The sequence below is a fragment of the Luteibacter sp. 621 genome (assembly GCF_050435445.1).
In the GTDB taxonomy this organism is placed as follows: Bacteria; Pseudomonadota; Gammaproteobacteria; order Xanthomonadales; family Rhodanobacteraceae; genus Luteibacter.
In genome coordinates this window covers 136,203-161,537 of record NZ_JBNDKI010000009.1, presented here as the reverse complement: position 1 = coordinate 161,537, position 25,335 = coordinate 136,203, and the positions used below count along the sequence as shown (strand labels likewise).

The following is a 25,335-nucleotide window of genomic DNA, read 5'->3' as shown; positions in this document are numbered from 1 at the left end:
GGAAATCGACACCCTGAAGTGCGTCGCTGGCTGGATGTTAGCTGGACGGCGTTCGCGAATGTCAAACCCGGTCGATGGCGCCGAGTAATGCCAGTAGGGCTCGCCCGATGCCCGGTATGACGGTTACTTCTGACCGGGATAGCAATCTGCTAACGCCATGGGCCGCGGCAGCTATCTGGACGAAGCCGTGGCGCGACGCCACCCCGTGCACCAAGTGCGTGCGGAATCGGGCCTCGTCGACATCGCTATCAAGGAGGGCATGACCAATTGCCATGGCATCCATCGCCATTTGGGCGCGGGCAAGTTGGCGTTCTTCATCTATGACGTCCATGCCTGCAGCGTACGGCTGCTCGCATGGTGGCGGGATCCATCGGTCGGTCTATGCCGTTCTTGGTACCGATGGAGGCGCTTACGCCTAAGGGCCAGGAGCAGGAACGTAGGGGCCTCGCCGTGGCGCCTTCGGCCAAGGCAGATCCGGTTGGCGTCACTCGCCGGCCCAGGGAAGGCTAGCGCCGACGACCGTCGGCATGCCGAGTTCCTTCTGTAGTGCCTCATCAACGTCGCAATAGCGCGTCGCGGCGTCGACCACACGATCGAAGTCGAACGAATGCGGCGCATCACCAGCACCATCGTCGGAGTGGTCGACCAGCCGATAGAACGTGAAGTGCACCTTTTCCGTATCACCAAACGATGTACCGAAGTCACGGTCGGCGATAACCAGTTGGGTGCCCTTGGCGTCGTTGCTATGGAAGATGCGGAACGTGTGCAACGTGCAATCCGCACCGCCTGACGTCGTCAGGCCCAGCTCTTCGGGCAGTTTCTTTTTGGGGTTCGTGGGATCACGGATAAAAACGGGTACCGCAGCGAGGGTGGCTGCGCCGTTGCTAACCGGGCCATCCGCGTACACGTTCACGACGTTGTAACCATGGGCGTTCCCGTTATCGCGCCATGCCGACACCAGCGTATAAGGCTGACCATCTAGCTTGACGTGACTTATTCCGGGTCCGAACTGAAGAACGACGGGCTTCTTTGGCAGTTGGCCAGGTCCGGGATGTCCCGTGGGTAGCACCGCAGCGACGGCGAACACGGCGCTGGCCAGGACTGGGTTCATTGATCCGTTGCTCCGCGGCGCATCGAGAGGGCCCAATGATATGCACAGCGACGGACCTGAGTCGAACTCTCACTAATCCCTAGACCGGGGCATACTCCGATCCTGATTTCTTGGTCAGTGACGCCATTGAATTGAGCCGTGGCCACGCATCGCGTGCCGTGCAATTCGCCCCCTTACCGCGTGGCGGCGCGTTCGAGCCGACAACATCGCTCACACTATCGAAAGGTTTCTCGGGACGATAGGATTGAGGGCTTTCCACGCTTCGCTCTTATCGGTCACGACCCATGTGCATGACAAGCGTGGCGAGGGTCCGCCTCATCCAGGGCGTCGGCTAGCAGCACGAGGTACGGACCAAACGTTATTCCAGGAGGAAGCCCCATCGGCCCCAAGGCTACGGCCAGGTGGGCGGCAGCTTGGGCAATGCCGGGAAAGCCGGCGTCGCCTGCGGCGCCCGCAACGGTCATGGCCAGGAAGCGCGCTTCATCAAAATCACCGTTAAGCGTGGCGGCATCCAGCGCGGAGGCATCCATCACCAGGCCGGCGTGGGTCATCAGGGCTGTTTCCAGGCTGGGCATGCTCAGAGCGCCCCTCGCAGGTCAATGGACCCGGCAGCGTCGTAGTTCGTCAATGACATCGTAGGTGTTAGTACCTACATGCTCTACGGCCCGGCGCAGCTTGAGCTCGGATACGGCGAGCTTTCTGGTCCAGTACTGGACATCGGAGCGTAGCTCGACGTTGATACACATCCGATCCTGCGGCGCCAGTTCGAACAGGATGACAGTCATATGGGCCCCTTGCGCCGGATCGCGGTTGATCCTTCGGCGATGATGGCGGCATGGGCGTGACGATGATCGTAGTTTGGTGTTCCCGGGCGGTTAGTAACACCCGAGCCGACTCGAACGCATCGGCTACCCGCCGCGACGTGACCCTCGCGCTACCGTAACGCAACGAGGGGGAGACTGCCGTTTCCGGGCGTTCGCCACCCCCCTCGCAGGATCAAAACCCATGGATCTCCTCGCACCACGTTCGGCGGGGACCTGATCCTGCTCGGCGCTCGCCGGCGGCGCACCTCGGCGCGCATTGAGCGTGAACCCGTGATACGCGCGGAACTGTTCAACGCGGATCAACTGGAAGCGCATGGCCCTATACTCGCTGGCCGTCACCGGATCGCGCGGGTGCATGCACCCGAGTGGCTGTTGCCACGCCTTGCCGATAACGAACTGACGATCCTGGAGGCCTGTCGCGGCCTCATGGCGGCGAGCGAGCGCGGCGAGGCGACGACTCCTGCTGGCGAGTGGCTGCTGGATAACCTGTACCTCATCGAAGAGCAGATCCGGACGGCAAAGCGGGATTTCCCGAACGGTTACAGCCGCGAGCTGGTGCAGCTCGACGACGGGGCATCGAAAGGCCTGCCGCGCGCCTATGACATCGCACTGGAGGTCATCGCCCACGGCGATGGCCGCATCGATGAGGCCGGCCTGACCCGTTTCCTCACGTCGTATCAGTCCGTCGCGCCGCTGAACCTCGGCGAGCTATGGGCTGTGCCCATCATGCTGCGCATCGCCCTGATCGAGAACCTGCGCCGCATTGCCGTGCGTGTCACCCTGGATCGTGCGGGCCGCCGAAGGGCGACGCGCTGGGCCAATGCCATGACCCGGATGGCGGCGGACGACGCAAAGAATGTCGTACTCGTCGTCGCAGATATGGCGCGTTCGTCGCCGGTCATGAGCGCCCCGTTCGTTGCCGAGCTCGTTCGTCGCCTGCAAGGGCAGGGCCCGGCGCTTGCGATGCCGTTGGGCTGGGTGGAACAGCGGCTCGCGGAATCCGGCCAGAGCATCGACTATCTCGTCCAGGTCGAGTCCCAGCAGCAAGCGGCGCAACAGGTGTCGATAGGTAACAGCATCGGCAGCCTGCGCATGCTCGCCATGATCGACTGGAAGACCCTGGTTGAGCGCACAAGCCTGGTTGAGGCCACCTTGCGCGCTGATCCCGCCGCCGTTTACGCACGGATGGATTTCGCCAGCCGCGACGATTACCGCCACCGGATCGAGCGGCTCGCGCGGAAGGGTAAGCTCGACGAACTGCATGTCGCGCGCGCCGTGCTCGAAGCAAGCCAGGTGACGGAGGGCCTTTCCCGTCACGTTGGCTATCACCTTCAGGGCGACGGGTTGCCGGCGATGAAACAGCAGCTTGGCATGGCTGCCACCCGCTCAAAGGGCCGCGTTCCCCGGACGCCCACGCCGCCGTTCCGCCTCTCGATGGCGGTGCTGGTCACGGTTACGTTCGCTCTCACGGTCGCCCTCATGGGCGCAGGCATGCTCGCGAACCTCGGGACAGGTCTGTTCGTGGCACTGGCGGTGGCTGCCGCCATACTGGCGAGCCAGTTCGCGCTCGGGCTGTTGAACCTGGCGACATCCCTCCTGACCCGCCCCGACCGCCTTCCGCGCATGGATTACAGCGAGGGAATCCCCGCTGAAGCCCGATCCATGGTGGTCGTTCCGACGTTGCTGGGTGAGTTCGGCGATGTGGATGAGTTGATAGACGCGCTGGAGATCAGATTCCTGGCGAACCGTGACGACGCGCTGAGCTTCACGTTGCTCACCGATTTCACGGACGCCGGGTCGCCGACGCTGCCGGGTGACGCGGCGATTCTCCAACACGCGCTGGAGCGCGTGAACGGCCTGAACACGACATATGCGAGCGGTGGAACGGACCGGTTTTTTCTTCTTCACAGGCCGCGCGAATGGAGCGAGACCGAACAGCGCTGGATCGGCGCCGATCGCAAGCGCGGCAAGCTGGCGGCATTGAACGCCCTGCTGCGAGGGCAGGGCAGGGAACGCTTCCAGCTCATCGTGGGGCGCATCGAGGATCTGCCGCCCATCCGTTACGTCATCACGCTCGATACCGATACCCATCTGCCGCGCGATACCGCGCATTTGCTGGTCGGCGCGATGGATCATCCCTTGAACAGGCCGGTATTCGATGCCGCCGATCACGTCGTCACATCGGGATACGGCATCATGCAGCCGCGTGTCGGCATCGCATTGCCAGCCCAGGCGCGCTCGCTTCATGCGCGCCTTTATGGTGCCGACGCGGGTGTGGACCCGTACACCCGAGCCACCTCCGATGTATACCAGGATCTCTTTCATGAGGGGTCCTTCATTGGCAAGGGCATTTACGATATCGACGCTTTCGAACACGCGATGGCCGGGCGCTTCAGGCCCGAGCGCGTACTGAGCCATGATCTGATCGAAGGTTGCGTCGCGCGCTCCGCACTGCTCAGTGATGTGCTCGTGTTCGAAGCCATGCCTGATCGATATATCGATGAGAGCCAACGCAGGCACCGGTGGATGCGTGGTGACTGGCAACTGCTGCCCTGGCTGTTTCCCGTGGTACCGGCCGCTGCGGGCTGGCGGCGCAATGACCTGAGGGGTCTTTCCCGATGGAAGATCTTCGATAACCTGCGCCGCAGTGTCGTTCCTGCAGCAACCGTGTTCCTGTTGATCGCGGGCTGGCTCGCGATCGCGCCGGTCGTGACCTGGACGCTGGCGGTGCTTTCCATGGCGTTGCTGCCCATCCTGTTGCAGGCCGCCATCGATGCGGTTCGCAAGCCACGCGATATCGGCTGGCGACAACAGGCGCACGTCGCGGTCACTGCGCTAGGCAACCATGCGGCGCGCCTTGCACTGGCGATCGCCTCCCTGCCGCACGATGCGCACGCGGGGCTGGACGCGATGCTTCGGTCGGTATGGCGTGTCGTTATCAGTCGCCGGCACTTGCTTGAATGGCGCTCATCGAGCGTCGTGGCAAAGCTGGGGCGTAACCATCGGGGTGTGCCATGGGCGGCCCTGTGGGCGGGCCCTGCGGCTGCCCTCGTCGTGGCGACAGCGCTTATCGCGCTGCGGCCGTCGGCCATGGCCTTGGCGCTACCCTGGTTGCTGCTGTGGGCCCTTTCGCCCGTGATCGCGTGGTGGGTTAGCCGGTCGCCCACGAGCCGGCGCTACGTACCCACCGCGTACGACCTTGCGTTCCTGCGCCAGCTCGCGCGCCGCACCTGGGCATTCTTCGAGGTGCATGGTGGCCCCGACGACCACGGGCTGCCGCCAGACAACCTGCAGATGGTGCCGCAGCCACACGTGGCACGGCGCACATCGCCAACCAATATCGGCCTGGGCTTACTGGCGGGACTAGCAGCCTACGATTTCGGCTACCTGGGCGCCGGCCGTGTCCTCGAGCGCACGGCTGCCACGTTGGCGACCCTGGGTTTGCTTGAGCGGTACCGTGGCCATTTCCTCAACTGGTACGACACCGAGACGCTCCAGCCACTGCACCCTCGCTATGTCTCCAGCGTCGATAGCGGCAACCTTGCCGGCCACCTCATCACCCTGCAGCGCGGGCTATTAGGCCTGGCCGAGCAACCCGTGTTTCGCCGCGAATCCATAGACGGGCTGCGCGATACGCTGGCTGTTCTCGATGCGGCACTGTCGTTCGCGAGCCCCCCTGAACTCCGCGCCTGGTCCAGGGTGTTGGCCACGGCCCTGGATGCACCGCCGGCCTCGATGGGCGAAGTGCGGGAGTTCGCGCTGGATCAGCAGGCCCGGGCCGAAGCGCTGCCTGGCTCGCTTTTGAGCGAGCCGTCTGATGACGTTGCCTTCTGGCTGCAACAACTGACCGGGCAGTGTGACGATCTGGTCGCTGAAGCCACCTGGTGGGACGGCGATGTCGAAGGAACGGTGTCGATCCCTTCGCTCACGCAACTGGCCATGGAAACAGGCAGCGTGCGCGGCGAACGGGCACGTTCACAGATCCGCAAGCTGGAGGACGCCGCGGCTCTCGCGGCGAACTTCGCCGTGATGGACCAGGCGTTCATGTACGACGAGCACCGACGCCTGTTCTCCATCGGTTACGACCTCGAACGGCATGCGCTCGATGTGTCCTTCTATGACCTGCTTGCCTCCGAATCGCGCCTGACCACCTTCGTGGCGATCGCGCAGGGGCAGGTACCTCAGGCCAGCTGGTTCTCGCTCGGGCGCCTGCTGACGACGGCGGAGGGCTTGCCCGTGCTGCTCTCGTGGACGGGCTCGATGTTCGAGTACCTGATGCCCGTGCTGGTCATGCCGACCTACGAAGGGAGCCTGCTCGACGAAACCATGCGCAATGCTGTTGCGCGACAGATTGAGTACGGCAAGCAGCGCGGGGTGCCATGGGGCGTCTCGGAATCCGGGTACAACGCCGTCGATGCGAACATGACTTACCAGTACCGCGCCTTCGGGGTACCCGGCCTGGGGTTGAAGCGCGGCCTGGGCGATGACCTGGTCGTCGCACCGTACGCCACCGTGCTCGCACTGATGGTGTCGCCCGCGGCGGCCACCACGAATCTCTGGCGCCTGAGTGATGGGGGCATGGCGGGCCGGTACGGCCTGTACGAAGCGGTAGATTACACGCCATCGCGCCTGCGGCCCGGCCAGGACGCAGCCATCGTGCAATCGTACATGTCCCACCATCAGGGGATGTCGCTATTGGCGATCGGGCATGCCTTGCTCGATCAACCGATGCGACGCCGGTTCGAATCGGATCCGAACGTGACGGCCACGAGCCTCTTGCTGCAGGAACGGGTGCCTTTCTCGTCCAGCGAATACCTCAAGCACACGGGCATCGGCGATAGCGTGCAGCAGGCGGTGGCCCCCGAGACCCGGTTACGCCTGTTTACTGACCCGAATCGTCCGCGGCCCGCCGTGCAATTGCTCTCCAATGGTCGCTACCACGTCATGGTGAGCAGCGCAGGTGGCGGCTATAGCCGGCGTGACACCATGGCCGTGACACGCTGGCGTGAGGACATCACGCGCGATCATCACGGCATGTTCTGCTACCTGCGCGACCCTTCCAATGACGAGGTCTGGAGCACGGCCTACCAGCCCGTGATGCGCGAGACCGAGCGCTTCGAAGCAATCTTCGCCGAGTCGCGGGCCGAATTCCGGGTACGTCAACGGGGCTTCGAAACGCACACGGAGATTGTTGTCTCGCCTGAAGACGACATCGAGCTTCGGCGTACGCGCATCACGAATCGCCACAAGACGCGTCGCACCGTGGAGCTGACCAGCTACGCCGAGGTGGTGCTCGCCGATCCCGCCAGCGACACCGCACACCCCGCCTTCAGCAAGCTGTTCGTTACCACCGAGATCGTGCCGTCGGTGCAGGCGTTGCTATGCACGCGCCGCGCCCGTTCCTCAGCAGAGAAGCCGCCCTGGATGTGCCACCTGGTCGCCGTCCACGATGCGGATATCGATGAAATATCCTATGAAACCGACCGGGCCCAGTTCATCGGCCGTGGCCGCAGTACGGCCGATCCGGTCGCGCTTTCCGCAGGGATGCGTCAGTTGTCCGGCACCGCAGGCCCCGTCCTGGACCCGGTAGTGGCCATTCGTGTACGCATCACGCTCGAACCCGAACAGACGGCTACCCTCGATTTCGTGACGGGCATCGGCGACGAGCGCAGCCACTGCATGCGGCTCATCGAGAAGTACCGGGATCGGCATCTCTGCGATCGCGTGTTCGACCTTGCGTGGACGCATAGCCAGGTGACGTTGCGCCAGGCCAATGCTACGCTCGCCGATGCGCAGCTGTTCGAGCATATGGCCACGTCCATCATCTACGCGAATGCGGCCATGCGCGCGGCACCATCCCTGATCGCGGCGAACACGCGCGGGCAGTCCGGACTTTGGGGGCAGGCGGTCTCAGGTGACCTGCCGATCGTGCTGCTCCGCATCGGCGACATCGCCCGCCTTGATATCGCGCGTGACCTTATCCGCGCGACTGCGTATTGGCGGCTCCGCGGGCTGGCCGTGGACCTGGTGATCTGGAACGAAGACAGCACCGGCTATCGCCAGGCCTTGCACGATGCATTGATTGGGTTGCTCGCCTCAGGTGCCGAGGCCAGCCTCCTGGATCGACCGGGGGGCGTGTACATCCGCGCCGCGCAACCCTTGTCGTACGAAGACAGGCTGGTGATGGAGGCGAGTGCGCGGATCGTGGTGGTGGATACGCTGGGTTCGCTGCAGGAACAGATGGAGCGCCATCGCATGGGGCCGCGGCCGGCTATCGCCGCTCCGGCGGGCTGGGCACCCAGTGTGCCCGAGCCCGTAATGACCTCCACGCAAGCCAGCGGCGCGTTCTCCGCTGACGGCACGGAATACGTGATCACGCTGGAGCAGGGTGCCGCTACGCCTGCACCCTGGTGCAACGTCCTGGCAAACGCGGGTTTCGGAAGCATCATCTCGGAGAGCGGTAGCGCGTATACCTGGGCCGCCAACGCCCATGGCTGCAGGCTCACGCCGTGGCAGAACGATCCGGTGGAGGATGCCTGCGGCGAGGCCCTCTACCTGCGCGATGAAGCGACGGGCCACGCCTGGTCGCCCTCGGCACTGCCCATGCGCGGGGAGGGTTCATACACCACGCGCCATGGGTTCGGTTACACGGTGTTCGAACACACGGAGCGCAACGTAGCCACGCGGCTGGAAGTGTTTGTTGCGCGCGACGCACCTGTCCGGTTTCAGGTGCTGACTATCACCAATCACGGTACCGACGCCATTCTGCTTACCGCGACAGCGTACGTGGAGTGGGTGCTGGGAGACGTTCGCGAAAAAAACGCCATGCACGTGGTGACCGATATCGATGCAATGACGGGCGCCTTGTTCGCGCGCAACGCGTATAACGGCGATTTCCCCGGCCGCATCGCCTTCTTCGACGTGGGCGACGCTGACCGGGAGATGGGCGGCGATCGTGGCGACTTTCTCGGGCGCAATGGCCGCGCATCGTCGCCACTGGCCCTGCGCCGGCAGGGCTGGAGCAACCGGGTGGGGGCAGGGCTGGACCCGTGTGGCGCGTTGCGCGTGAGCATCCCCCTCGCGCCCGGTGAGTCGCGTGATGTGGTATTCCGGCTGGGCATGGGCGCGAGCGAGGACGAGGCCCGTGAACTGGTGCAGCGGTATCGCCAGGATGGCGCCGCGGCGCGTGAGCTCGTCGAGGTGCGCGCGCAATGGCGTAACCTGCTCGGCGCGGTACAGGTGCAAAGCCCGGAGCCTACCGTCGATATCTTCGCGAACGGCTGGCTGCTCTACCAGACGATCGCGAGCCGGTTATGGGCGCGTAGTGGGTATTACCAGTCCGGCGGTGCGATCGGCTTCCGCGACCAGCTGCAGGATTCCATGGCGGCCCAGCATGCGGCGCCCGCGATCGCGAGGGCGCAGCTGCTGATTTGCGCCGCGCGCCAGTTCATCGAGGGCGATGTGCAGCATTGGTGGCACCCGCCATCCGGCAGGGGCGTGCGTACCGCATGCTCGGATGATTTCCTGTGGTTGCCGCTGGCGACGAGCCGGTACGTCATGGCCAGCAGCGACACGGCGGTGCTCGACGAATCGGTCGAGTACATCGAAGCGCGCGCCCTTAGGCCCGACGAGGAGTCCTTCTACGACCTGCCGCGCCTCTCCGGTACCCGGGGCACGCTTTATGAGCATTGCGTAAGGGCCTTAATGCACTCGATGCCGCGTGGGGCGCATGGGCTGCCCTTGATGGGCAGTGGCGACTGGAACGATGGCATGAACCGGGTAGGCGAGGGCGGGAAGGGGGAAAGCGTCTGGCTGGCGTTCTTCCTCATCCATGTGCTGCGGGAATTCGCCCCGGTAGCAGCAGCACATGGTGACGAGGCGTTCGCCGCGCGCTGCACCGAGGAGGCTAACCGGCTTGCCGCGAACAGCGAAGCGCATGCCTGGGATGGCGAGTGGTATCTGCGCGCGTGGTTTGACGATGGCACGCCGCTTGGGTCCGCCAGCAACGACGAGTGCCGCATCGACGCGGTGGCGCAAAGCTGGGCGGTGCTTTCGGGTGGGGCAGGTGACGAACGCGCCCACCAGGCGATGCGTTCGCTCGATGCCCACCTGGTTCGCCCGAAAGCGCGCCTGATCCAGCTGCTGGATCCGCCCTTCGATCGCACGTCGATGGACCCGGGCTACATCAAGGGTTACTTGCCCGGTGTCCGCGAGAATGGTGGGCAATACACGCATGCCGCGGTATGGGCGACCATGGCCTTCGCCCGCCTGGGCCAGACCGAACAGGCATGGGACCTGGCCCGGATGATCCTTCCTTCCGGCCACACGGCGAATGCAGCCGCCGTCAGCACCTATAAGGTCGAACCCTATGTGCTCGCCGCCGACGTGTACGCGGTTTCTCCGCATGTCGGCCGCGGCGGCTGGACGTGGTACACGGGCTCAGCGGGCTGGATGTACCGCTTGCTGCTCGAGTCGCTCCTGGGTGTAACGCTCGTCGAGGGGCGCTTGCGCATCGCACCTTGCGTGCCGGCAAGGTGGGCGGGCTACACCGTTACCTACCGGCACGGCGCAGCCACCTATGTAATCGAGTTGCGCCGGGCTGGGTCGGGTGAAACGGCCTTATTAACCCTGGATGGTGCTTCGGTCGATGGCGATAGCATCGCTCTGGCCGATGATGCTCACGAACATCAGGTGTTGTGTGTCTACCTGGCGCAAGGAACGGAGGCGTGATGGCCAGCCTTCCGCCCAGCGACCGGGGAACCCTGACACCGCATGAGATTCGCGAAGCCATGCTGCGCGATTACGACCGGGCCGCGGCGACTGAGCCCAAGGCTTGCGCCACGCGGGTTCACGATGCGATGGGCAAGGTCCATACGCTGACCGAAAGGCAGCTGCGCCACCGAAAGGCGGCGGAATGGGGGCCTGGGGTGCTTGCGCCGCCGATGTAGTCAATGCACGCTTGAACCGGCTTTCGCAGCATTGCGATGGAGAACTCGAATGAGCGCGCAGACTGTTTTCGAGGATCCCGGCCCGGGAAATCGCCGTGCTGGCTGGTTGGCGATCGTCAGCGGCGCTATCGGCCTAGCGGCGTTTGCATGCCTGATCGTGTTCCTCGTGATGAGGCCCGCCGATCGGCAGACCGCTCACATCCTGCTCAGGAGCCATGACGCCGGGGTCATCGTCCAGTCTCTCTGCCTGATTCCCCTGGTGCTCGTACTGGGGGCGCTCGCTCGCCAACGCTCGCCCGGTGCGGGACGGGGCGGGGCGGTTGCGGCCATTGTCTTTCTCGTCCTGGTCGTTGCGCTGATGGTGCTGGGGTCGGCCAGCGTCGTAGCTGATGTGCTCTACATGATTCCCCAAGGAGCGCTCGGCGTATGGCTCATCGTCGTATGCCAAAGGAATGCCGCCGGGCTGCCGACGGGTCTCCGTTGGCTGGGTGTCGTGGCGGGGGTAGGGCTCATCCTGATCGGTATTTTCCCGATCGGGTATGCGGCGTTTGTGGACACGGCCATCCTGCACGGCCCTATTTCCGATAACGGTCACGCACCGCCGGGAACCGACAAGGCCAACCAGGTCATACACATCCTGCTTGCCATCGGCACCCTGGTCGGTTGTCCGACGTATCCGCTGTGGGCTGGTCTGGCTGGGCGCTGGTTGCTTGTGAGAGGCGCTCGATAAGCGTGCGAGCAAGTGTTGCAACTCAAGCTGCTGTTGACGGCGAGACCGAGGTTTTCCTGGGGCTGGATGTGCCAGAGCTCGACAATCTTGTGCAGATCGCCGTATGTGAGATCTCCTTTCCCAGTGGCTGCGTGGCATTGACGGATTCGGGCGCCGATCGATTCTTCAATCTCACGATCGGCGGATCTCGCGCCACGGTAGTCGTGTGGGTCGACACGGTGAACGGACCCACCCGTGTGATTGTTCAAGTCAAGTCGGTGCGATGACGCTAGACACCCTAAAGACCAATCGCAGTTGCCCGGTACCATGTCAGCTAGCGACAACCATGGGGAAGAGCCTTCTGAAGCCAGTTTCTGCGTGGACCAGGCCCCGCGTAGGCGTACGTATGTATGCGCATAATGTATATTATGTCAAATACGAAGCGTCGTCTGAAAACGAGCCTTCGCAATGCCTTGAGCCTTGTCGTCGGCCAATAACTGTGTCGCCTAGCCATTTACCTCGTCGTCGGTCAGTAATTCTATCGCCAGGCGCGTCGACTCCGCGCAAGGTGGTTGATTTTGCTCCGAGGGCTGGATTGATCGGGGCACACTTTTCGACGACACCGTTTCTGGCTAGGCCTTCACCGACATTAACGATGTCGCGACGGCACGGCTAACGACACTGCTACCGGCCTGCACCTGAGGTATCCATCGACGGCTAGCATCGGCGACCAGCGTTTCTTGTTGTCGGCGACCCACCAACTGCGTCTGAGAGCGTGCCGCCGCCGATTTGCCCTGCCGACAACCGGTGGGACGCCCTCAGGCTAGACACATTATTGGTGCGACGGCAGGAGTATTGCTGTCGCCGAACAGGCCCGCATTGTGTACATTCGATTTGTCGCACTTGTGCGCCGGGAAGCGAGGCGCGACCAACGCACCCGCAGGGACCAAGCAAGATGCATGACGCAACCGCTATTGACCAAGTGGCCATCCCCTCGCACGTCTGCTGAACTCATTCGCAAGTCGTTGCGAATGGGCCTCTCGCATTTCATCTGTCAAGTCAGGACGAACCCACCATGCCCCTCACGTTGGCGCGGCTTATCATCTATGTACGCAATTTCCCCGCGGCTAAGTCTTTCTATCTGAAGCATTTCGAGCTTCCCGTCACAGAGGAGATCGAGGGCGAGTGGGTAGTATTCGGCGCGGGTGCGGTTGAGCTGGCACTTCACCTTATGGGTGAGCGCTACCGCGAAAGGCCGGCCGAACCTTCCGCCGAGGATGCTGATGAGAAGGCCGGTCCGACCACGAAAATTGTGTTCAAGATCACATCGGACCTGGCGGCGCATCGTGAAAAGCTCAAGGCTGGCGGTGTTCGAGTAGGAAAGACCAAGCGCTACGACGGTTTTCCCTACGAGATGTACGACGGGCGCGACCCCGAAGGGAATGTGTTCCAGGTCATGCGCGAAGACTAATCCGGGCTGACCAAGTCAGTGACTCCGGCCCGGTATAGCTGTAGTGCGCATTGAAGTTAGCAACTCACCCTAATCGGTTATGGGAGCCAACGTTCCGCCCTCCAGTGGCGCCGATCTTTGCTGCCGCGAGATGAGCAAGTGTTCCGCCGGGCCGCGGCGCTCGCGGGACCGGACCCGTAGGACCATTGGCTTTTCGGGGCACGCCGCCCTGTCTTTTGATCGGTCATGCCCCGAATCATGCCTTTGGACGATCAGCCCGGCGCCTCCGGGGTACGGTTTTCTTGGAAGCTGCGTTGCTTTGCGCTGAGGCCTTGCGCTTTTTACCGGGCTTGATTTGTTTGCCAGCCCCGGGCGTTTGATGCGTCAGGGAGGCAGCTTGGGCATGCGCGACCGCTGCATCGCGGACGGCCTCCGTAACTCGCTCCTGAAGCGCAGCTTCTCGATCACGCTGCGCAACCAACGCGCTCTGGTGTGCCTGACGGGTCATCTCAAGTTCTTTCTGCAGGGCGCGCATTTCCTGACGCACGCGGTCCACTTCCGCGTGAGAGCGATTCTCCACCGCACGCACGTGCTCGACGTTTTGCGCCCGGCTGTGCCGCGACGATGTCGGCCTCCATGCGCTCGAATTCATCCACTCGTAGTCGTTCGCGATCGTCCAGAGCGGTGCGCTCGGCTGCCAGGGCGGCGTGGGCATCAGCCAGTCTGGCGGCAGCGTGATCAGTCGCCTCTCGCATGGCCACATCCCACCACTCACCGGCGAGGCGAGCCAGTGCCGCGGGTGCATCCGGAAGGGGTGCCTTGCCCCCCTCCTCTCCCAGGCGGGTCGCCAGAGCAAGCCACCAGCTGTCCAGATGACGGATCACCGTGTTGGGCGAGCCGGTGCCCAGGTGCGCGCGAATCCGTTCGACCGTCGGTCGTTCGCCGGCTATGACCAAGTCGTACGCAGCTTGATGGACGTCTTGCTCGGTGATGCCACGTGCCATTTCGGCTCTCCTCGATCAGCCGCCCTACCCTTTGATTCTCTACTGACGATAAGTGATGATTATCGCGGCTAGATGCCTTCATCCGTAGTATACATTACATAGTATGAAAGATATTTCCACGATCCCGACCCTGGCCCAGCCTGCCTCCAGCCTCGCATTGCCGATCCAGTTGGCGCAGCAAGCAGCCGACGCTGTGCGCGAATTGCTCGCTGAGGCGGCGGCCGCGAACACCACGCGTAGCTACGCCAGCGCCCTGCGCTATTGGGCCGGCTGGCACGCGGCGCGTTACGGCGTCGAGTTAGCGCTACCGGTGCCCGAAGCCATCGTGCTGCAGTTCGTGGTTGATCACGTGGTGCGGCGCACGGCCGATGGCGAGCTGGTCTGGGAATTGCCACCAGCCGTCGACCAAGCCCTGGTGGCATCCGGCCTCAAGGCCAAGCCCGGTCCGTGGACGCTGGCAACCGTCCGCCATCGGGTCGCCGTCCTGTCCACGGCGCATCGGCTCAAGCATGTGACCAACCCGTGCGAGCAGCCGGCGATTCGCACCGTGCTCAGCCGCGCCGCCCGGGCCGCGGTCAAGCGCGGCGAACGGCCGCGCAAGAAGACCGCCATCACCTTGGCCGAACTCGAGGCCATGCTGGCGACCTGCGACGACAGCCTGGAAGGCATGCGTGACCGCGCCCTGCTCTGCTTTGGTTTTGCCAGTGGCGGCCGTCGGCGCAGCGAGGTGGCAGCCGCCGATCTGCGCGACTTGCGCCGCATCGGGCCGCAGGGCTTTATCTATCGCCTGGAACACAGCAAGACCCAGCAGGCCGGCGTGACCGCCACCTCGACTCCCGACAAGCCTGTGCTGGATCGGGCGGCGCAGGCATTGGAGGCGTGGCTGGCCGCCGCCGGCATCGTCGAGGGGGCGATTTTTCGGCGGTTGTGGAAACACCGCGTCGGCCCTGCCCTGTCTCCGGCCGCGGTGGGCGAGATCGTGCAGCGCCGGGCGCGGCTGGCCGGCCTGGAAGGTGACTTTGGCGGGCATAGCCTGCGCTCAGGGTTTGTGACCGAAGCGAGTAAGCAAGGCGTGTCGCTACCGGCGATCATGCAGATGACGGAGCACCGTTCGGTGTCGAGCGTAATGGGCTACTTCCAAGCAGGCAGTGCCGCAGATAATCCCGCGGCACGGCTTCTTGAGGATGTATAGAGATTTGGCGGAGAGAGTGGGACACGGGGAACGCACTCTCTCGCAACGGCTCGGGCACATTCCGGGTGGACCGGGAAGTGTCCCGCGATCCTAGCGGGTCAGCATACCCTGTCAACGCCCCACTCCCCTCATGCCAAACCGGGTATGCGCATCCGACGACATCACACCGCAGCGACCCTTGGAAGGCAAAGCACGAAGCGGGTCCGCCATCCCACCGGTGCCTCGCCGAGGGCAAGGGTGCCCCCATGGGTGACGGCAATCGAGCGCGCCATCGAAAGGCCGATGCCGAGGCCCCCTGCCCGAGTCGTGTAGAACCGCTCGAAGACTCTTTCGCCCATCGCCGCGTCCAGGCCGGGGCCGTTGTCGTCAACGGTGAGCACCGCGTCGGCGCCGTCGGCCCTGGTCGCGACATGGATGCGGCGCCCTGGCGCGGGCTGGGAAGTCAGCGCATGAACCGCGTTGGACAAGAGATTGACCAGCACCTGTCCGACCTGGACCCGGTCTGCATTGACCCAAAGTGCGACGGGATGCAGGTCCTGCCCCAGTGCGACCTTGTTCCGGCCAAGGTCGTGTGACACCAACCGGACGCTGGCCTCGGTGACGCCATTGAGGTCGAGCACCGCAGGTTCCGGCGGCGCACGACGTGCCATCGCACGGATATTGCCAAGGAGCTCAATGGCGCGGGTGGTCTGCGCGAGCAGACGCGTGGACAACTCCCCAATCTCGGCCATGTCCGGCGCGGGACGGGACGCCCAGTTTTTCAGGGCGAGCGCGTCAAGATTGATTACCGCTAGCGGTTGGGCAATCTCGTGTGCGATGGAAACACTAAGGCCGCCGAGCATGGTGACGCGGGCTGCGTGCATGCTCTCCGCCTGCGCCTCGGCAAGCCGCTCCTCGGCGGTGACCCGCTCGGTCAGGTCGTATAGGGTCACGATGCTGGTGTGCGGACGCCCGTCGATTAGCTTGAGAGACGTCTCGAGGTGGCAGGCCATGACCGTACCATCACACCGGACCAGTGGCATGTCCGCCTGAATGCGCGACTCACCCGCCGCACAGGCGGCAATGAACTTCGCGCAGTGACTCGTCTGCGGAAGGAAGCGGGCGATGGGTCCAAGGATGTCCGTCTCGTGCCGAGCGCCGACCATACGCAGGAACTCGGCGTTCGCGGTGATGAACCGCAGTCCATCGCGTGTCCTGTTATTGATATCCGGATGGGCCGTCAGATACGCCTCGTAGTCGGTGACACCGGAAGACGTGAGCGCTCGTGCCGTCTCGAACAACGAGCGCGAGTCGACCTCGGCCACCGCGCAGGGAATGGCGTCGAATAGCTCCCGGTGCCGACGCAACATCGTTTCGAGAGCCGGGGCAGCATCGCTCATCGACGCGGTGTCCGTGAAAGCGCATTGCCGGCATCGAACTCGACGATGGACGCGCGAGCCGACGGATGCCGGGCGGCGATGCCCACCACGTGGGCGGCAAGCAGATTACCCGACCGCCCGACGCACCCCTGCCCGGCTCGAGTCATGCGACGTTGATTCCCGCCAGGACCGCCTTCCCGGTCGCACTCGTCGCCCAGTGTTCGAACGACTGAGCGCCGGTGATCGTCGCCTGTTCAGGCACCAGGGACCGCTGCTCGAGCTTCCCGCCAGCATACGCGGCCTCCTTGGAGGTTATGCACGTCCGCTTGTCGCCGGTCAGGTCGAAGTAACGCTGAATCCAGGTCTCGAACGTATTCTCCTCGGGACCCGCCACCGACACGACGCCGTTGATGGGTGGTGCGGAAGCCACGTCGACCAGCGCCGCAACGGCGTCGTCAATGGCAACCGGGCGCAGATAGGCATCAGGTACAGCGGCCACATCCGCCTTGGTGAAGTCGTCAGCCATGACCCCAAGCCACTCGAAAAACTGCGTGGCGCGTACGATGGTGTATGGCACACCAGACTCCACTACTGCTTGCTCCTGGGCTATCTTTCCTTGCGCATAGGTAATGTGCGGTAACGTGTCGATGCCCACAATCGAGAGCACCACGTGGTGGCGAATCCCTGCCTGCCGCGCGGCTGGAATGATATTCGCAGCGGCTCTGGCAAAGAAGGTCCTGAGCGTTTCTTCATCATAGGCCGGCACGTTTGTCGCATCAACGACAACCTCGGCGCCCCTCATCGCATCCGCCACTCCTTCGCCCGAGAGAAGGTCGACCCCCGTGCGGCGCGATGCAGCGAACACATCCCATCCCCTGCTTTCAAGCAGTCTCACCACCTTTACGCCGGTCATGCCGTGACCGCCGAGTACCACTGCCTTTCGTCTTGCGTTCATGTGTCACCTCTGGATTGAAATGCTTCGGTAGGCCTGGACAACCGGGCCAGTGATTGAAAGCCGCTAAGCCGCCGGCTCGCGCGACGGTGCCAAATACTGCGCTCTTTGCAAGGGTCATTTCTCGAGACGTTTTCGGTAGATTCCTGGTGACATCCGGAAGACCCTGGTGAACGCATTCGTGAAGTGGGCCTGGTCGAAAAAGCCAAGTGCCACGGCTATCACAACGATGGGCTCATTGCCTTCGAGAAGGTCCTGTGCGCGCCGCATACGCTCCTGAAGATGCCAGCGCGACGGGGTCACGCCGGTACTGACCTTGAATGCCCGCGTGAAGTGGCTCCGTGACACGCCGCATTCGGACACGGCAGCCAACAGAGCACTTTGGATGGATACCTCGCGGGAGAGGTGATGCTGGGCTATGCGCAACTGCCATGGGCTGAGCCCGCCCCTCGTACGCGGGCTCGGACGGCCGACGGGATCGCCAGCGGGCGTTTGACTCGGCGCAAAGACACACGACATGGCTCATTCCCCGACAATGCCGGCGCATGGGAGCCGGCACCATTAGGCTAGGGTGCGTGATGCTTGCCGAAAACCTGCGGATGGGCGTCAGATGGACACGAAAGTGGAAAAATTCACGACACTTTCGTGTCTAATGTATCCATAACCCGCCGAATCATCCGAATGGGTATTGCCAAGTGCGCGACGTATGCCGACGATTGGAGTACGACGGGCGGTCCTCGCGTGGTTTCCTACGGGCTCAGAAATCAGGAGGTTCAAGGTGAACGAGCCCGATGCAACAGCGTCCACAATCACGGTCCTCATCACCGATGACCATCCGGCCATGCGGCAAGGCCTCGCCTCGGCTATCGCACGCGAGGTCGACATGAAGGTCGTCGCCGAGGCGGCCGATGGTGCCGAAGCCATCGCCATGTATTGCCTGCATCGCCCCCGCGTCGCCCTCCTCGACCTGCAGATGCCCAACATCGATGGCATCGGAGCCATCGAAACCATCCGGTCGGAATTCCCGGAAGCAAATCTCATCGTGCTCACGAGCTATCCGGGCGACGCGCGGGTCACGCGCGCGCTGTCGATGGGGGCGACATCGTACCTGCTCAAGACTGCCCCGCTGGACGAAATCATCCGGGCCATCCGCTCGTCACTGATGGGGCGCCATGTCGTCGCACCGGAAATTGCCTATGACATCGCCCGCCATGCGGGTTCCGAGCCGCTGACCGTCCGTGAACTCAAAGTGCTGCGCCTCGCCGGTGCAGGGCAAAGCAACAAGGCGATTGCCGAGGCACTTTTCGTCTCCGAAGACACCGTCAAATCACGCATGCGCAGCATCATGTCCAAGCTCGGCGCACTCGACCGCACACACGCAGTGATGATTGCCGTTCAGCGTGGTTTTCTCGACTGACGGTTACCGCGCCGGCGACACTCGCTTAGCCAAAACACGCACACTTTAGTGTGGAGTGTGACGACACGAAAGTGTTGCGTCGTTGCAGTAACAGCGCTCGCGAGATAGCCGCCATACGCCGCCTCCGGCATCTGCGCCTTTCGTGCAATACCCCCTGATGTGATCGGCGCAGTCTGCGTGACGCGACGGCAACCCGTGCCGGGCGCGATACCAAGCGACGCTCGCCAGGAGAGCCACCCAATGGATCATGCCCACCAGTCCCGCCTGCAGGCGCCGACGGCGCGCCCCGGGCTTCGCCTGACGCTGCTCGCAGCGGCACCTGCCGTGTACGCACTGCTGTATCCAGGCATGGTGGACGTTTTCCACAACGCTGTTGGTGACGCTGGTCATCGTACTCAGAGCGGCGGGGCCCTTGTTGCCTGCATCATGCTTGTCCTGATGTTTTCGGTACCCGTTTACGGCTTTCTGCGCGCCGTCTGCGGAATTCAAGACGCCGAGGCGTCACCCCTGCTTCGGTTGCGGGCACGGAGACTTGGTTACGCCGTTGTCGTCGCCCCGACGATGTACTGCATGTTGGGTGTGATGCAGATCCTCCTCCACAGCCCGGTACCCGACGAGGTGGCCTGGGTCCTGTTGTGGCTCGTGACCCTCGCCTGGGCGATGCGCATGCCGAAAACGCATGCTCCACCCACGTACCGCCCACTCGCGCAACTGCGTGTGGCCCATGGAGTGTCGGCGCTCATCCTTGTTTCCTACGTCACGTTCCATCTGACCAACCACCTCTTCGCCTGGATTGGTCAGGAGGCCCACGCGCAAGTCATGGCGCTCGGGCGGAAAGTCTATCGCTCGCCTGTCGGTGAGCCGATCCTTGTCCTCGCCATGCTCTTTCAGGTCACCACAGGACTCATCCTTGCCTGGCGCTGGAGCGCGCAACAGCTCGACGTCTACCGCACCTTCCAGGTCGCCTCGGGCTTTTATCTGTCCATCTACGTCCTCGGCCACATGAACTCGGTGTTCGTACTCGCCAGGGCGTTCTTTGGCATCGACACCGGCTGGGACTTTGCAACCGGTGCGCCCAACGGACTCATCCACGACGCGTGGAGCGCGCGGCTTATCCCGCACTACGCCCTTGGTGTGTTTCTCATCATCGGCCATCTCTTCTCCGGACTGCGCAGCGTGATGCTTGCGCATGGAACGAAGACCGAAACGGCCAACCGAACCTGGTGGGCGGGGGCGTCCTTTGGCGCACTACTGGCCACCCTCATCATGCTCGCCATGTGCGGCATGCGTCTTTGACCCTGACTGCAGGACACCCGCAATGACCGAACGATTCGACTTCATGAAGCTCTCCTCCGAGATGACCAAGAAGCTCATGGAACTGAGCTTCCTCGACGACAAATCCGCCGTCGGGAAGGAAATCCACGATCTAATCAAAATCCGCGCCTCGCAGATGAACGGATGCGCCTTCTGCGTCGACATGCACGTCAAGCAGGCAACCCTGCATGGCGAACGGCCGCTGCGCATGCACCATGTGGCTATCTGGCGTGAATCGACGCTGTTTTCCACAAGAGAGCGTGCGGCATTGGCTTGGACGGAGGCGCTGACCGCCATCCCCCAAGGCGGTGTGCCGGACGCGCTCTACGACGACGTGCGCGAGCAATTCTCGGAGAAGGACATCTCCGACCTGACGTTCGCCATCATGATAATCAATGCATGGAACCGCGCGAACGTCGCTGCGCTGGCGCCCCCGGGCAGCCACGACAAGGAATGGGGCCTCGACAAGGCCAACCTCGACTGACTCCGGAGACACGACCATGCTCAACGCCAAAACGCTCCTCCTCGCTCTCATCCTCGCCCCGCTTCCGGCCCTTGCTGGCAAGATGGAGCTGCCCCATGCCACGGTGACCGACCTGATGACCAAGGTGCTCAGTGATGAGCCGGGAAAGGCGATCACGGCCTTTACCGTCGAGTTCAAGCCCGGCGCGGTCGATCCTGTCCACCGCCACGATGCCCATGCCATCGTCTACGTGCTGGAAGGGTCCATCATCATGGGAGTCAAGGGGCAGCCGGAGGAAACACTCAAACCTGGCGACACCTTTTACGAGGGTCCGAACGACATCCATACCGTCGGACGCAACGCGAGCAAAACCGAACCGGCGAAGTTCATTGTCTTCATGCTCAAGAACAAGGATGCGCCGCTCCTGACGCCCGTCGACGACCACGCCCTGCACTGATGAACGTTGTTGCCCCGGACGCGCCGGGGCAACAACTCAGGCGGCATGAATGCGTCTGAGTAAGGCTTCGAGAAAGAACTCGGGGTCTTCGAGCGCAAGCCAGTGGCCGCCCGCTTGTGTAACCACGCTCATATGGCCTGGTGCTGCGCGTGCAAGGAAGCGGCCGAGCAGGCCTTGCCATGCGCCACCCATGCCGAGCACGGGACATTGGAGCGGCCCATCGGTTGCGAAGTGCACCATGTCGGTCGGGAACGCCCTGAACCATTCGGCGGCTGCATGCGTTGCGGCCGGTGTCGCATAGGCGTTGGCGAACACCTCGCAGTCGAAGAGCGTGATGGCTCCCTTGGGCGAGAGCCGGGAAAACAGCCAACCCTGCAAGGCGGCGTAGCGCTGGTCGAGAAGGATTTCGGAAATCCCGTTCGCGCGTTGCAGGGCAAACCACCAGGGCTGGAGGTCCGTACCATCGGGATCCCAAAGTGGCAGGTTTTCCATGTCCTCGAACGGATGCGGTGCATCGACAAGGGTCAGCGATGCAACGCGGTCGGGATGATTGGCGGCCGCCGAGTACGCGACCATTGCACCGATGTCACTGCCGACGAGGTGGACAGCGGCATGCCCGAGCGCATTCATTACCCCAACGATGTCGCGGGCCATCGTGCGCTTGTCGTACCCCGAAGGCGGCTTCGCTGATGCGCCCATGCCCCTGATGTCGATGGCTACAACCGTGAACATGCAGGCCAGAAGCGGAAGCACTTTGCGGTATTCCCACCAATTGAGCGGCCATCCGGGGAGGAGGTAGACCGGTGGACCGCCCCCGCCCCGCACGATGTGCAATGAACCATCGAGGCCCTCAACGTCGATGTAAAGGTTTTCAAAGGCGCCCAGGCTGGTGACGAGGTCATCATCACAAATGGTGGGAATTGTTCGCGCATCGGGTGACATGCCAAGGTCCAGCTGTGAAATACGTCCATGGTGCCAACCCGTCCGTCGATCGGATTGGAAACGAGCCGCATGCGGCCCTTGTCTCGCTGCCTCCCCCAGTACACTCTGCCTGTGTCCGGATGCCCAAACCCCGTAAGGAACAACAATGCAATTCCGGGAGCGCCTCCCCGTCCTCGCTATCACTCTCCTGGCCTGCGTATGGCTGCTTCCTGCGCGGGCCGCCGACGCTCCCCATGCAAGTCCCGAGTCCCTCGGCAGCTTCCATCACACAGCGTTTTTGCGAAAGGATGGTGCGCCTGGGGATGTGTCCAGCGTGGAGCGGACCGCCGACGGTTTCATGTGGCTTGCCGGCACGCGCGGCGCCACCCGCTTCGATGGCATGCGGTTTGACGAGTTCACGCCTCCACCCGGCGAGCACTACGCGCAACCGCAGCTCAACCGTGTCTATCCCGCGAGCGACGGCGGGTTATGGCTAATCAACGACACTCACGGTCCGACCCTGCTCAAGGACGGTCATCTCGTCGACAAGGGGGTGGTGGCAGGCTATGTCGGTCTGCGCGGGCGCATGTTTGCTGGACCTGATGGCAAGGAATGGGCTGTAAACACCGATGCCGTCATGCGCTACGACGGCCAACAGTGGCAGGTCTTTGCCCAGGCGACTAAGGAGGGGATTTTCCACGACGCCATCTTCGACAGCCATGGCAATCTCTGGGTCATCCGGGGCACTGTCCTCGAAGTTGCACGCGGGGCACGGGGCCCGCTCGTGCCAGCCAAAGGTGCACCGGCTGGTGTGCGACGCCTCGGCGCTGGTCCGTCGGGCCGGCTTTATCTCAGGCGTCCCACGGATGTTGCCATTTACCGGGACAACGGCCGCTCGATGCACGAAGTGGCACAGCCTGTTTCAGGCTATGCCAACGAAGCGCGCGAATCCCCGTCTGGCGCGCTTTGGCTGACTAGCCCAACGCGCGGTGTGCTGTATGCGTCGGCGGAGGCCATGGCAAAGGCCGAGCGGGACAACACCCCCCCAGCGGTCGAGGCCTTCACGAAGGCCGACGGTCTGAGCGGCACCTATCCCTGGCCCATCTGGTTTGACGAGGACGGTGGGACATGGGTGGGGACTGACGCCGGCATCGACAGGTTCCGGCGTGCTGCCTTCACGAGCATCCGCCTTCCCGAGGGCATCCATGAGGTATCGGCAGCGGTATCGGGGAACGGCACCATCTGGGTTGGCAGCGAGACCATGCCCGTGCTGCGCATCGACCCCGATGGTTCAATGACAAAGACCAACGTACCCAAAGAAGCGTTGGGCATGGCGTTCGACCCAGTCTCCCAGACCGCGTTTGCAGCGACGCCCCGTGGTATCTGGCAGATTACGCCTGGAAACGCCGTCCTCGTGGCACCTCATTCCGACGATGGCGGCGCGTTCATCAACTGCGTTGCCAGGGACCTGCAGGGCCGCATCATCGCTTGCCTTGCGCATCCCGCATATGGACTTGCCCAGTGGAACGGCAACACTTGGGAGAATCTCTTCAACGGCCCCCTGCGCGTGCGCTCGGTGGCCATCGGGCCGGACAACGCCTTATGGGCCCCGACCACATCCCGCAACCAACTCTTCGTCGCACGCGACGGCTCCAACACCGAATACGGCGAGCGCGAGGGTCTGGCAGCAGGAACGGTCAAGGCGGTCCTGCCGGTCGGGGCGCAAGCGTGGATTGGGGGTGATGCAGGCCTTCAGTACTTCGACGGCAAAACCTTTTTCACACTGGAGGCCACAGCCCCCGATGTCTTTGTGCCTTCGACGGGTGTTGTCCTCGACAAGCAAGGCTCTCTGTGGGTGCAGACGCTCCAGGGGGTCGTTCGCGTGAAGCGTGACGACGTGCAGAGATTCCTCGCGGACCACTCGACGCGCGTACCCTTCCAACTTTATACGTCGGAAGACGGCATTCCGGGCTCGCCCGACCCCGACCGCACACTGCCAACGCTGCGCTTGTCGGAGGACGGGCGCATCTGGGCTCAGACGACAACAGGCCTTGCCTGGATTTTACCGGACGCGCAGCTGACCGTGCCGTCCCAGCTGCACCTCGTCGTCGAGTCCGTCGCCTCAGAATCAGCCGAGCATTCAGCGCGCGAGGCCGTCGAGCTGCAACCTGGGGAACAGACGTTTCGCGTCACCTACACCACGCCGTACCTCACCGCCCCTGATGCCGTGCGGTTTTCGTACCGTCTCGTCGGCTACAACGACGAATGGCAGGATGCGGGTACACGACGGGAGGCGGTCTTTACCAAGGTGCCGCCCGGGTCTTACCGGTTCGAGCTCAGGGCAAATGCGCCAAGGGCCATCGATGCGCCGATGGTTACCATCAGTATCGAGCGGCGTCCTGCAGTCCATGAGACCTGGTGGTTCCGCGCGCTGGGCATTGTTCCCGTTCTGCTCGTAATCTGGGTCGTCTTCCATTTGAGGACACGGCGTTTGGAGGAAAAGCACCGCATCCGTTCTGCCGAGCGCGAGGCCGTCGCCCGTGACATCCACGACACCCTCCTCCAGCGGCTGCACGGGTTGCTGATATCACTCCAGTCGCTCGCTGGCGACGGGGCGTTACCGCGCCGGGCGCATGACGACGTCGTACGCATGACCGACACGGCAAGGCAGGCCATCGTCGAGGCACGCCGCAAGCTCATCGCCCTTCGCCAAAGGGGTGACCAGCGCCTCGACCTGTATGACGCGCTGAGCCGTGAGGGAAGGTCCTTGCAGGAAGGCACGGATATCGGCTTTTCGGTCAAGCTTGCCGGCGGCGAGGCGGTCATCGCCGATGACCACGCCGAAGAGTTGCGTGACATGGCAACGGAGGTTCTGAGAAACGCGTTCCATCACGCGAAAGCGTCACGCGTGGAGGTCACCATCAATGTCGACAACCACGTCCTATGGTTGGTCGTTGCCGACGATGGCGCCGGCTTTTCAAAGGCCGATGTCGAGCGCGCCATGGTCGATGGCCATTTCGGGTTGAAGGGCGTCCGGGAACGGGGTGACCACATCGGGGCCCACGTCCATATCGACACCGAACCAGGGCACGGCACGGAAGTGCACATCCGCCATGCGTTGCGTTCAAACGACGCCGCCACCCCGGCACCCGCCCGCTCCCTCCTCCAACGCTTCTTTCCGTGGCAGCATAGGTGACAAGTGGAAACGGGACGCG

At 63.5% G+C, this 25,335-nt stretch carries 20 protein-coding genes; 11 read left to right on the top strand and 9 right to left on the bottom strand.

The annotated features are described in order from the left end of the window. Positions 1-61 precede the first annotated feature (61 nt). The 4 genes from ABIE56_RS12020 to ABIE56_RS12005 form a co-directional block, all read right to left on the bottom strand. Complete coding sequence (locus ABIE56_RS12020; protein ID WP_247436455.1) at positions 62-331, bottom strand: hypothetical protein; 270 nt, start codon at positions 329-331, stop codon at positions 62-64. Between the two features lie 153 nt (positions 332-484). Continuing rightward, complete coding sequence (locus tag ABIE56_RS12015; protein ID WP_429244038.1) at positions 485-1,111, bottom strand: hypothetical protein; 627 nt, start codon at positions 1,109-1,111, stop codon at positions 485-487. Between the two features lie 275 nt (positions 1,112-1,386). Beyond that, complete coding sequence (locus ABIE56_RS12010) at positions 1,387-1,686, bottom strand: hypothetical protein (protein WP_429244037.1); 300 nt, start codon at positions 1,684-1,686, stop codon at positions 1,387-1,389. Positions 1,687-1,707: 21 nt separating this feature from the next. After that, entirely contained in the window at positions 1,708-1,896 is a 189-nt protein-coding gene (locus ABIE56_RS12005) for a DUF3606 domain-containing protein (protein WP_310046766.1), read from the bottom strand. 309 nt (positions 1,897-2,205) lie between these two features. Between ABIE56_RS12005 and ABIE56_RS12000 the strand changes: the two genes are divergently transcribed. From ABIE56_RS12000 to ABIE56_RS11980, 5 genes are all read left to right on the top strand, one after another. Next, positions 2,206-10,665, top strand: a complete 8,460-nt coding sequence (locus tag ABIE56_RS12000) for a GH36-type glycosyl hydrolase domain-containing protein (protein WP_429244036.1) — start codon at positions 2,206-2,208, stop codon at positions 10,663-10,665. Beyond that, a complete protein-coding gene (locus ABIE56_RS11995; RefSeq protein ID WP_429244035.1) occupies positions 10,665-10,883 on the top strand; it encodes a hypothetical protein in 219 nt (72 codons plus the stop codon). Before ABIE56_RS12000 ends, ABIE56_RS11995 begins: the two co-directional genes overlap by 1 nt. A 49-nt stretch (positions 10,884-10,932) precedes the next feature. After that, positions 10,933-11,613, top strand: coding sequence for a hypothetical protein (locus ABIE56_RS11990; RefSeq protein WP_429244034.1), 681 nt, complete (start codon positions 10,933-10,935; stop codon positions 11,611-11,613). 2 nt (positions 11,614-11,615) lie between these two features. Next, complete coding sequence (locus ABIE56_RS11985; RefSeq protein ID WP_429244033.1) at positions 11,616-11,879, top strand: hypothetical protein; 264 nt, start codon at positions 11,616-11,618, stop codon at positions 11,877-11,879. Between the two features lie 788 nt (positions 11,880-12,667). Beyond that, positions 12,668-13,063 (top strand): VOC family protein, encoded by a 396-nt coding sequence (locus tag ABIE56_RS11980; RefSeq protein ID WP_429244032.1) that lies wholly within the window; start codon positions 12,668-12,670, stop codon positions 13,061-13,063. A 488-nt stretch (positions 13,064-13,551) separates the two neighbouring features. Here the strand turns inward: ABIE56_RS11980 and ABIE56_RS11975 are convergent, their stop codons facing one another. Further along, positions 13,552-14,046 carry a DNA-binding protein gene (locus tag ABIE56_RS11975; protein ID WP_429244031.1) on the bottom strand — a complete coding sequence of 165 codons (495 nt, stop codon included), beginning with the start codon at positions 14,044-14,046 and terminating at the stop codon, positions 13,552-13,554. Between the two features lie 103 nt (positions 14,047-14,149). On the opposite strand from ABIE56_RS11975, the gene ABIE56_RS11970 reads away from it, so the two are divergent. After that, positions 14,150-15,238: a site-specific integrase gene (locus tag ABIE56_RS11970; RefSeq protein ID WP_429244030.1), complete on the top strand. Its 1,089-nt coding sequence runs from the start codon at positions 14,150-14,152 to the stop codon at positions 15,236-15,238. 161 nt (positions 15,239-15,399) lie between these two features. On the opposite strand, the gene ABIE56_RS11965 is transcribed toward ABIE56_RS11970, so the two are convergent. From ABIE56_RS11965 to ABIE56_RS11955, 3 genes are all read right to left on the bottom strand, one after another. Beyond that, the gene (locus ABIE56_RS11965) at positions 15,400-16,617 is read right to left on the bottom strand and encodes an ATP-binding protein (RefSeq protein WP_429244029.1); all 1,218 of its coding nucleotides are present in this window, start codon (positions 16,615-16,617) and stop codon (positions 15,400-15,402) included. Positions 16,618-16,759: 142 nt separating this feature from the next. Next, entirely contained in the window at positions 16,760-17,551 is a 792-nt protein-coding gene (locus tag ABIE56_RS11960; protein WP_429244028.1) for an SDR family oxidoreductase, read from the bottom strand. A 114-nt stretch (positions 17,552-17,665) separates the two neighbouring features. Continuing rightward, complete coding sequence (locus ABIE56_RS11955; RefSeq protein ID WP_429244027.1) at positions 17,666-18,067, bottom strand: helix-turn-helix transcriptional regulator; 402 nt, start codon at positions 18,065-18,067, stop codon at positions 17,666-17,668. A gap of 259 nt (positions 18,068-18,326) precedes the next feature. On the opposite strand from ABIE56_RS11955, the gene ABIE56_RS11950 reads away from it, so the two are divergent. From ABIE56_RS11950 to ABIE56_RS11935, 4 genes are all read left to right on the top strand, one after another. Further along, on the top strand, positions 18,327-18,965 hold the full coding sequence (locus ABIE56_RS11950; protein WP_429244026.1) for a response regulator transcription factor: 639 nt from the start codon (positions 18,327-18,329) through the stop codon (positions 18,963-18,965). Between the two features lie 240 nt (positions 18,966-19,205). Then, the gene (locus tag ABIE56_RS11945) at positions 19,206-20,261 is read left to right on the top strand and encodes a hypothetical protein (RefSeq protein WP_429244025.1); all 1,056 of its coding nucleotides are present in this window, start codon (positions 19,206-19,208) and stop codon (positions 20,259-20,261) included. Positions 20,262-20,283: 22 nt separating this feature from the next. Further along, positions 20,284-20,763, top strand: a complete 480-nt coding sequence (locus ABIE56_RS11940; RefSeq protein WP_429244024.1) for a carboxymuconolactone decarboxylase family protein — start codon at positions 20,284-20,286, stop codon at positions 20,761-20,763. A gap of 16 nt (positions 20,764-20,779) precedes the next feature. Next, complete coding sequence (locus ABIE56_RS11935; protein WP_429244023.1) at positions 20,780-21,199, top strand: cupin domain-containing protein; 420 nt, start codon at positions 20,780-20,782, stop codon at positions 21,197-21,199. A 36-nt stretch (positions 21,200-21,235) separates the two neighbouring features. Here the strand turns inward: ABIE56_RS11935 and ABIE56_RS11930 are convergent, their stop codons facing one another. Further along, positions 21,236-22,141 (bottom strand): alpha/beta fold hydrolase, encoded by a 906-nt coding sequence (locus tag ABIE56_RS11930; RefSeq protein WP_429244022.1) that lies wholly within the window; start codon positions 22,139-22,141, stop codon positions 21,236-21,238. Positions 22,142-22,454: 313 nt separating this feature from the next. Here ABIE56_RS11930 and ABIE56_RS11925 point away from each other — a divergent pair, with 313 nt between their 5' ends. Further along, a complete protein-coding gene (locus ABIE56_RS11925) occupies positions 22,455-25,316 on the top strand; it encodes an ATP-binding protein (RefSeq protein ID WP_429244021.1) in 2,862 nt (953 codons plus the stop codon). Positions 25,317-25,335 lie beyond the last annotated feature (19 nt).

Excerpts from the sequence above, each read along its gene's own strand:
- ABIE56_RS12015 (WP_429244038.1), bottom strand. The coding sequence starts at position 1,111 with ATGAACCCAGTCCTGGCCAGCGCCGTGTTCGCCGTCGCTGCGGTGCTA.
- ABIE56_RS11995 (WP_429244035.1), top strand. The coding sequence starts at position 10,665 with ATGGCCAGCCTTCCGCCCAGCGACCGGGGAACCCTGACACCGCATGAG.
- ABIE56_RS12005 (WP_310046766.1), bottom strand. The coding sequence starts at position 1,896 with ATGACTGTCATCCTGTTCGAACTGGCGCCGCAGGATCGGATGTGTATC.
- ABIE56_RS11930 (WP_429244022.1), bottom strand. The coding sequence starts at position 22,141 with ATGTCACCCGATGCGCGAACAATTCCCACCATTTGTGATGATGACCTC.
- ABIE56_RS12010 (WP_429244037.1), bottom strand. The coding sequence starts at position 1,686 with ATGCCCAGCCTGGAAACAGCCCTGATGACCCACGCCGGCCTGGTGATG.
- ABIE56_RS11965 (WP_429244029.1), bottom strand. The coding sequence starts at position 16,617 with ATGAGCGATGCTGCCCCGGCTCTCGAAACGATGTTGCGTCGGCACCGG.
- ABIE56_RS12020 (WP_247436455.1), bottom strand. The coding sequence starts at position 331 with ATGGACGTCATAGATGAAGAACGCCAACTTGCCCGCGCCCAAATGGCG.
- ABIE56_RS11980 (WP_429244032.1), top strand. The coding sequence starts at position 12,668 with ATGCCCCTCACGTTGGCGCGGCTTATCATCTATGTACGCAATTTCCCC.
- ABIE56_RS11970 (WP_429244030.1), top strand. The coding sequence starts at position 14,150 with ATGAAAGATATTTCCACGATCCCGACCCTGGCCCAGCCTGCCTCCAGC.
- ABIE56_RS11960 (WP_429244028.1), bottom strand. The coding sequence starts at position 17,551 with ATGAACGCAAGACGAAAGGCAGTGGTACTCGGCGGTCACGGCATGACC.
- ABIE56_RS11955 (WP_429244027.1), bottom strand. The coding sequence starts at position 18,067 with ATGTCGTGTGTCTTTGCGCCGAGTCAAACGCCCGCTGGCGATCCCGTC.
- ABIE56_RS11990 (WP_429244034.1), top strand. The coding sequence starts at position 10,933 with ATGAGCGCGCAGACTGTTTTCGAGGATCCCGGCCCGGGAAATCGCCGT.
- ABIE56_RS11940 (WP_429244024.1), top strand. The coding sequence starts at position 20,284 with ATGACCGAACGATTCGACTTCATGAAGCTCTCCTCCGAGATGACCAAG.
- ABIE56_RS11975 (WP_429244031.1), bottom strand. The coding sequence starts at position 14,046 with ATGGCACGTGGCATCACCGAGCAAGACGTCCATCAAGCTGCGTACGAC.
- ABIE56_RS11935 (WP_429244023.1), top strand. The coding sequence starts at position 20,780 with ATGCTCAACGCCAAAACGCTCCTCCTCGCTCTCATCCTCGCCCCGCTT.
- ABIE56_RS11945 (WP_429244025.1), top strand. The coding sequence starts at position 19,206 with ATGGATCATGCCCACCAGTCCCGCCTGCAGGCGCCGACGGCGCGCCCC.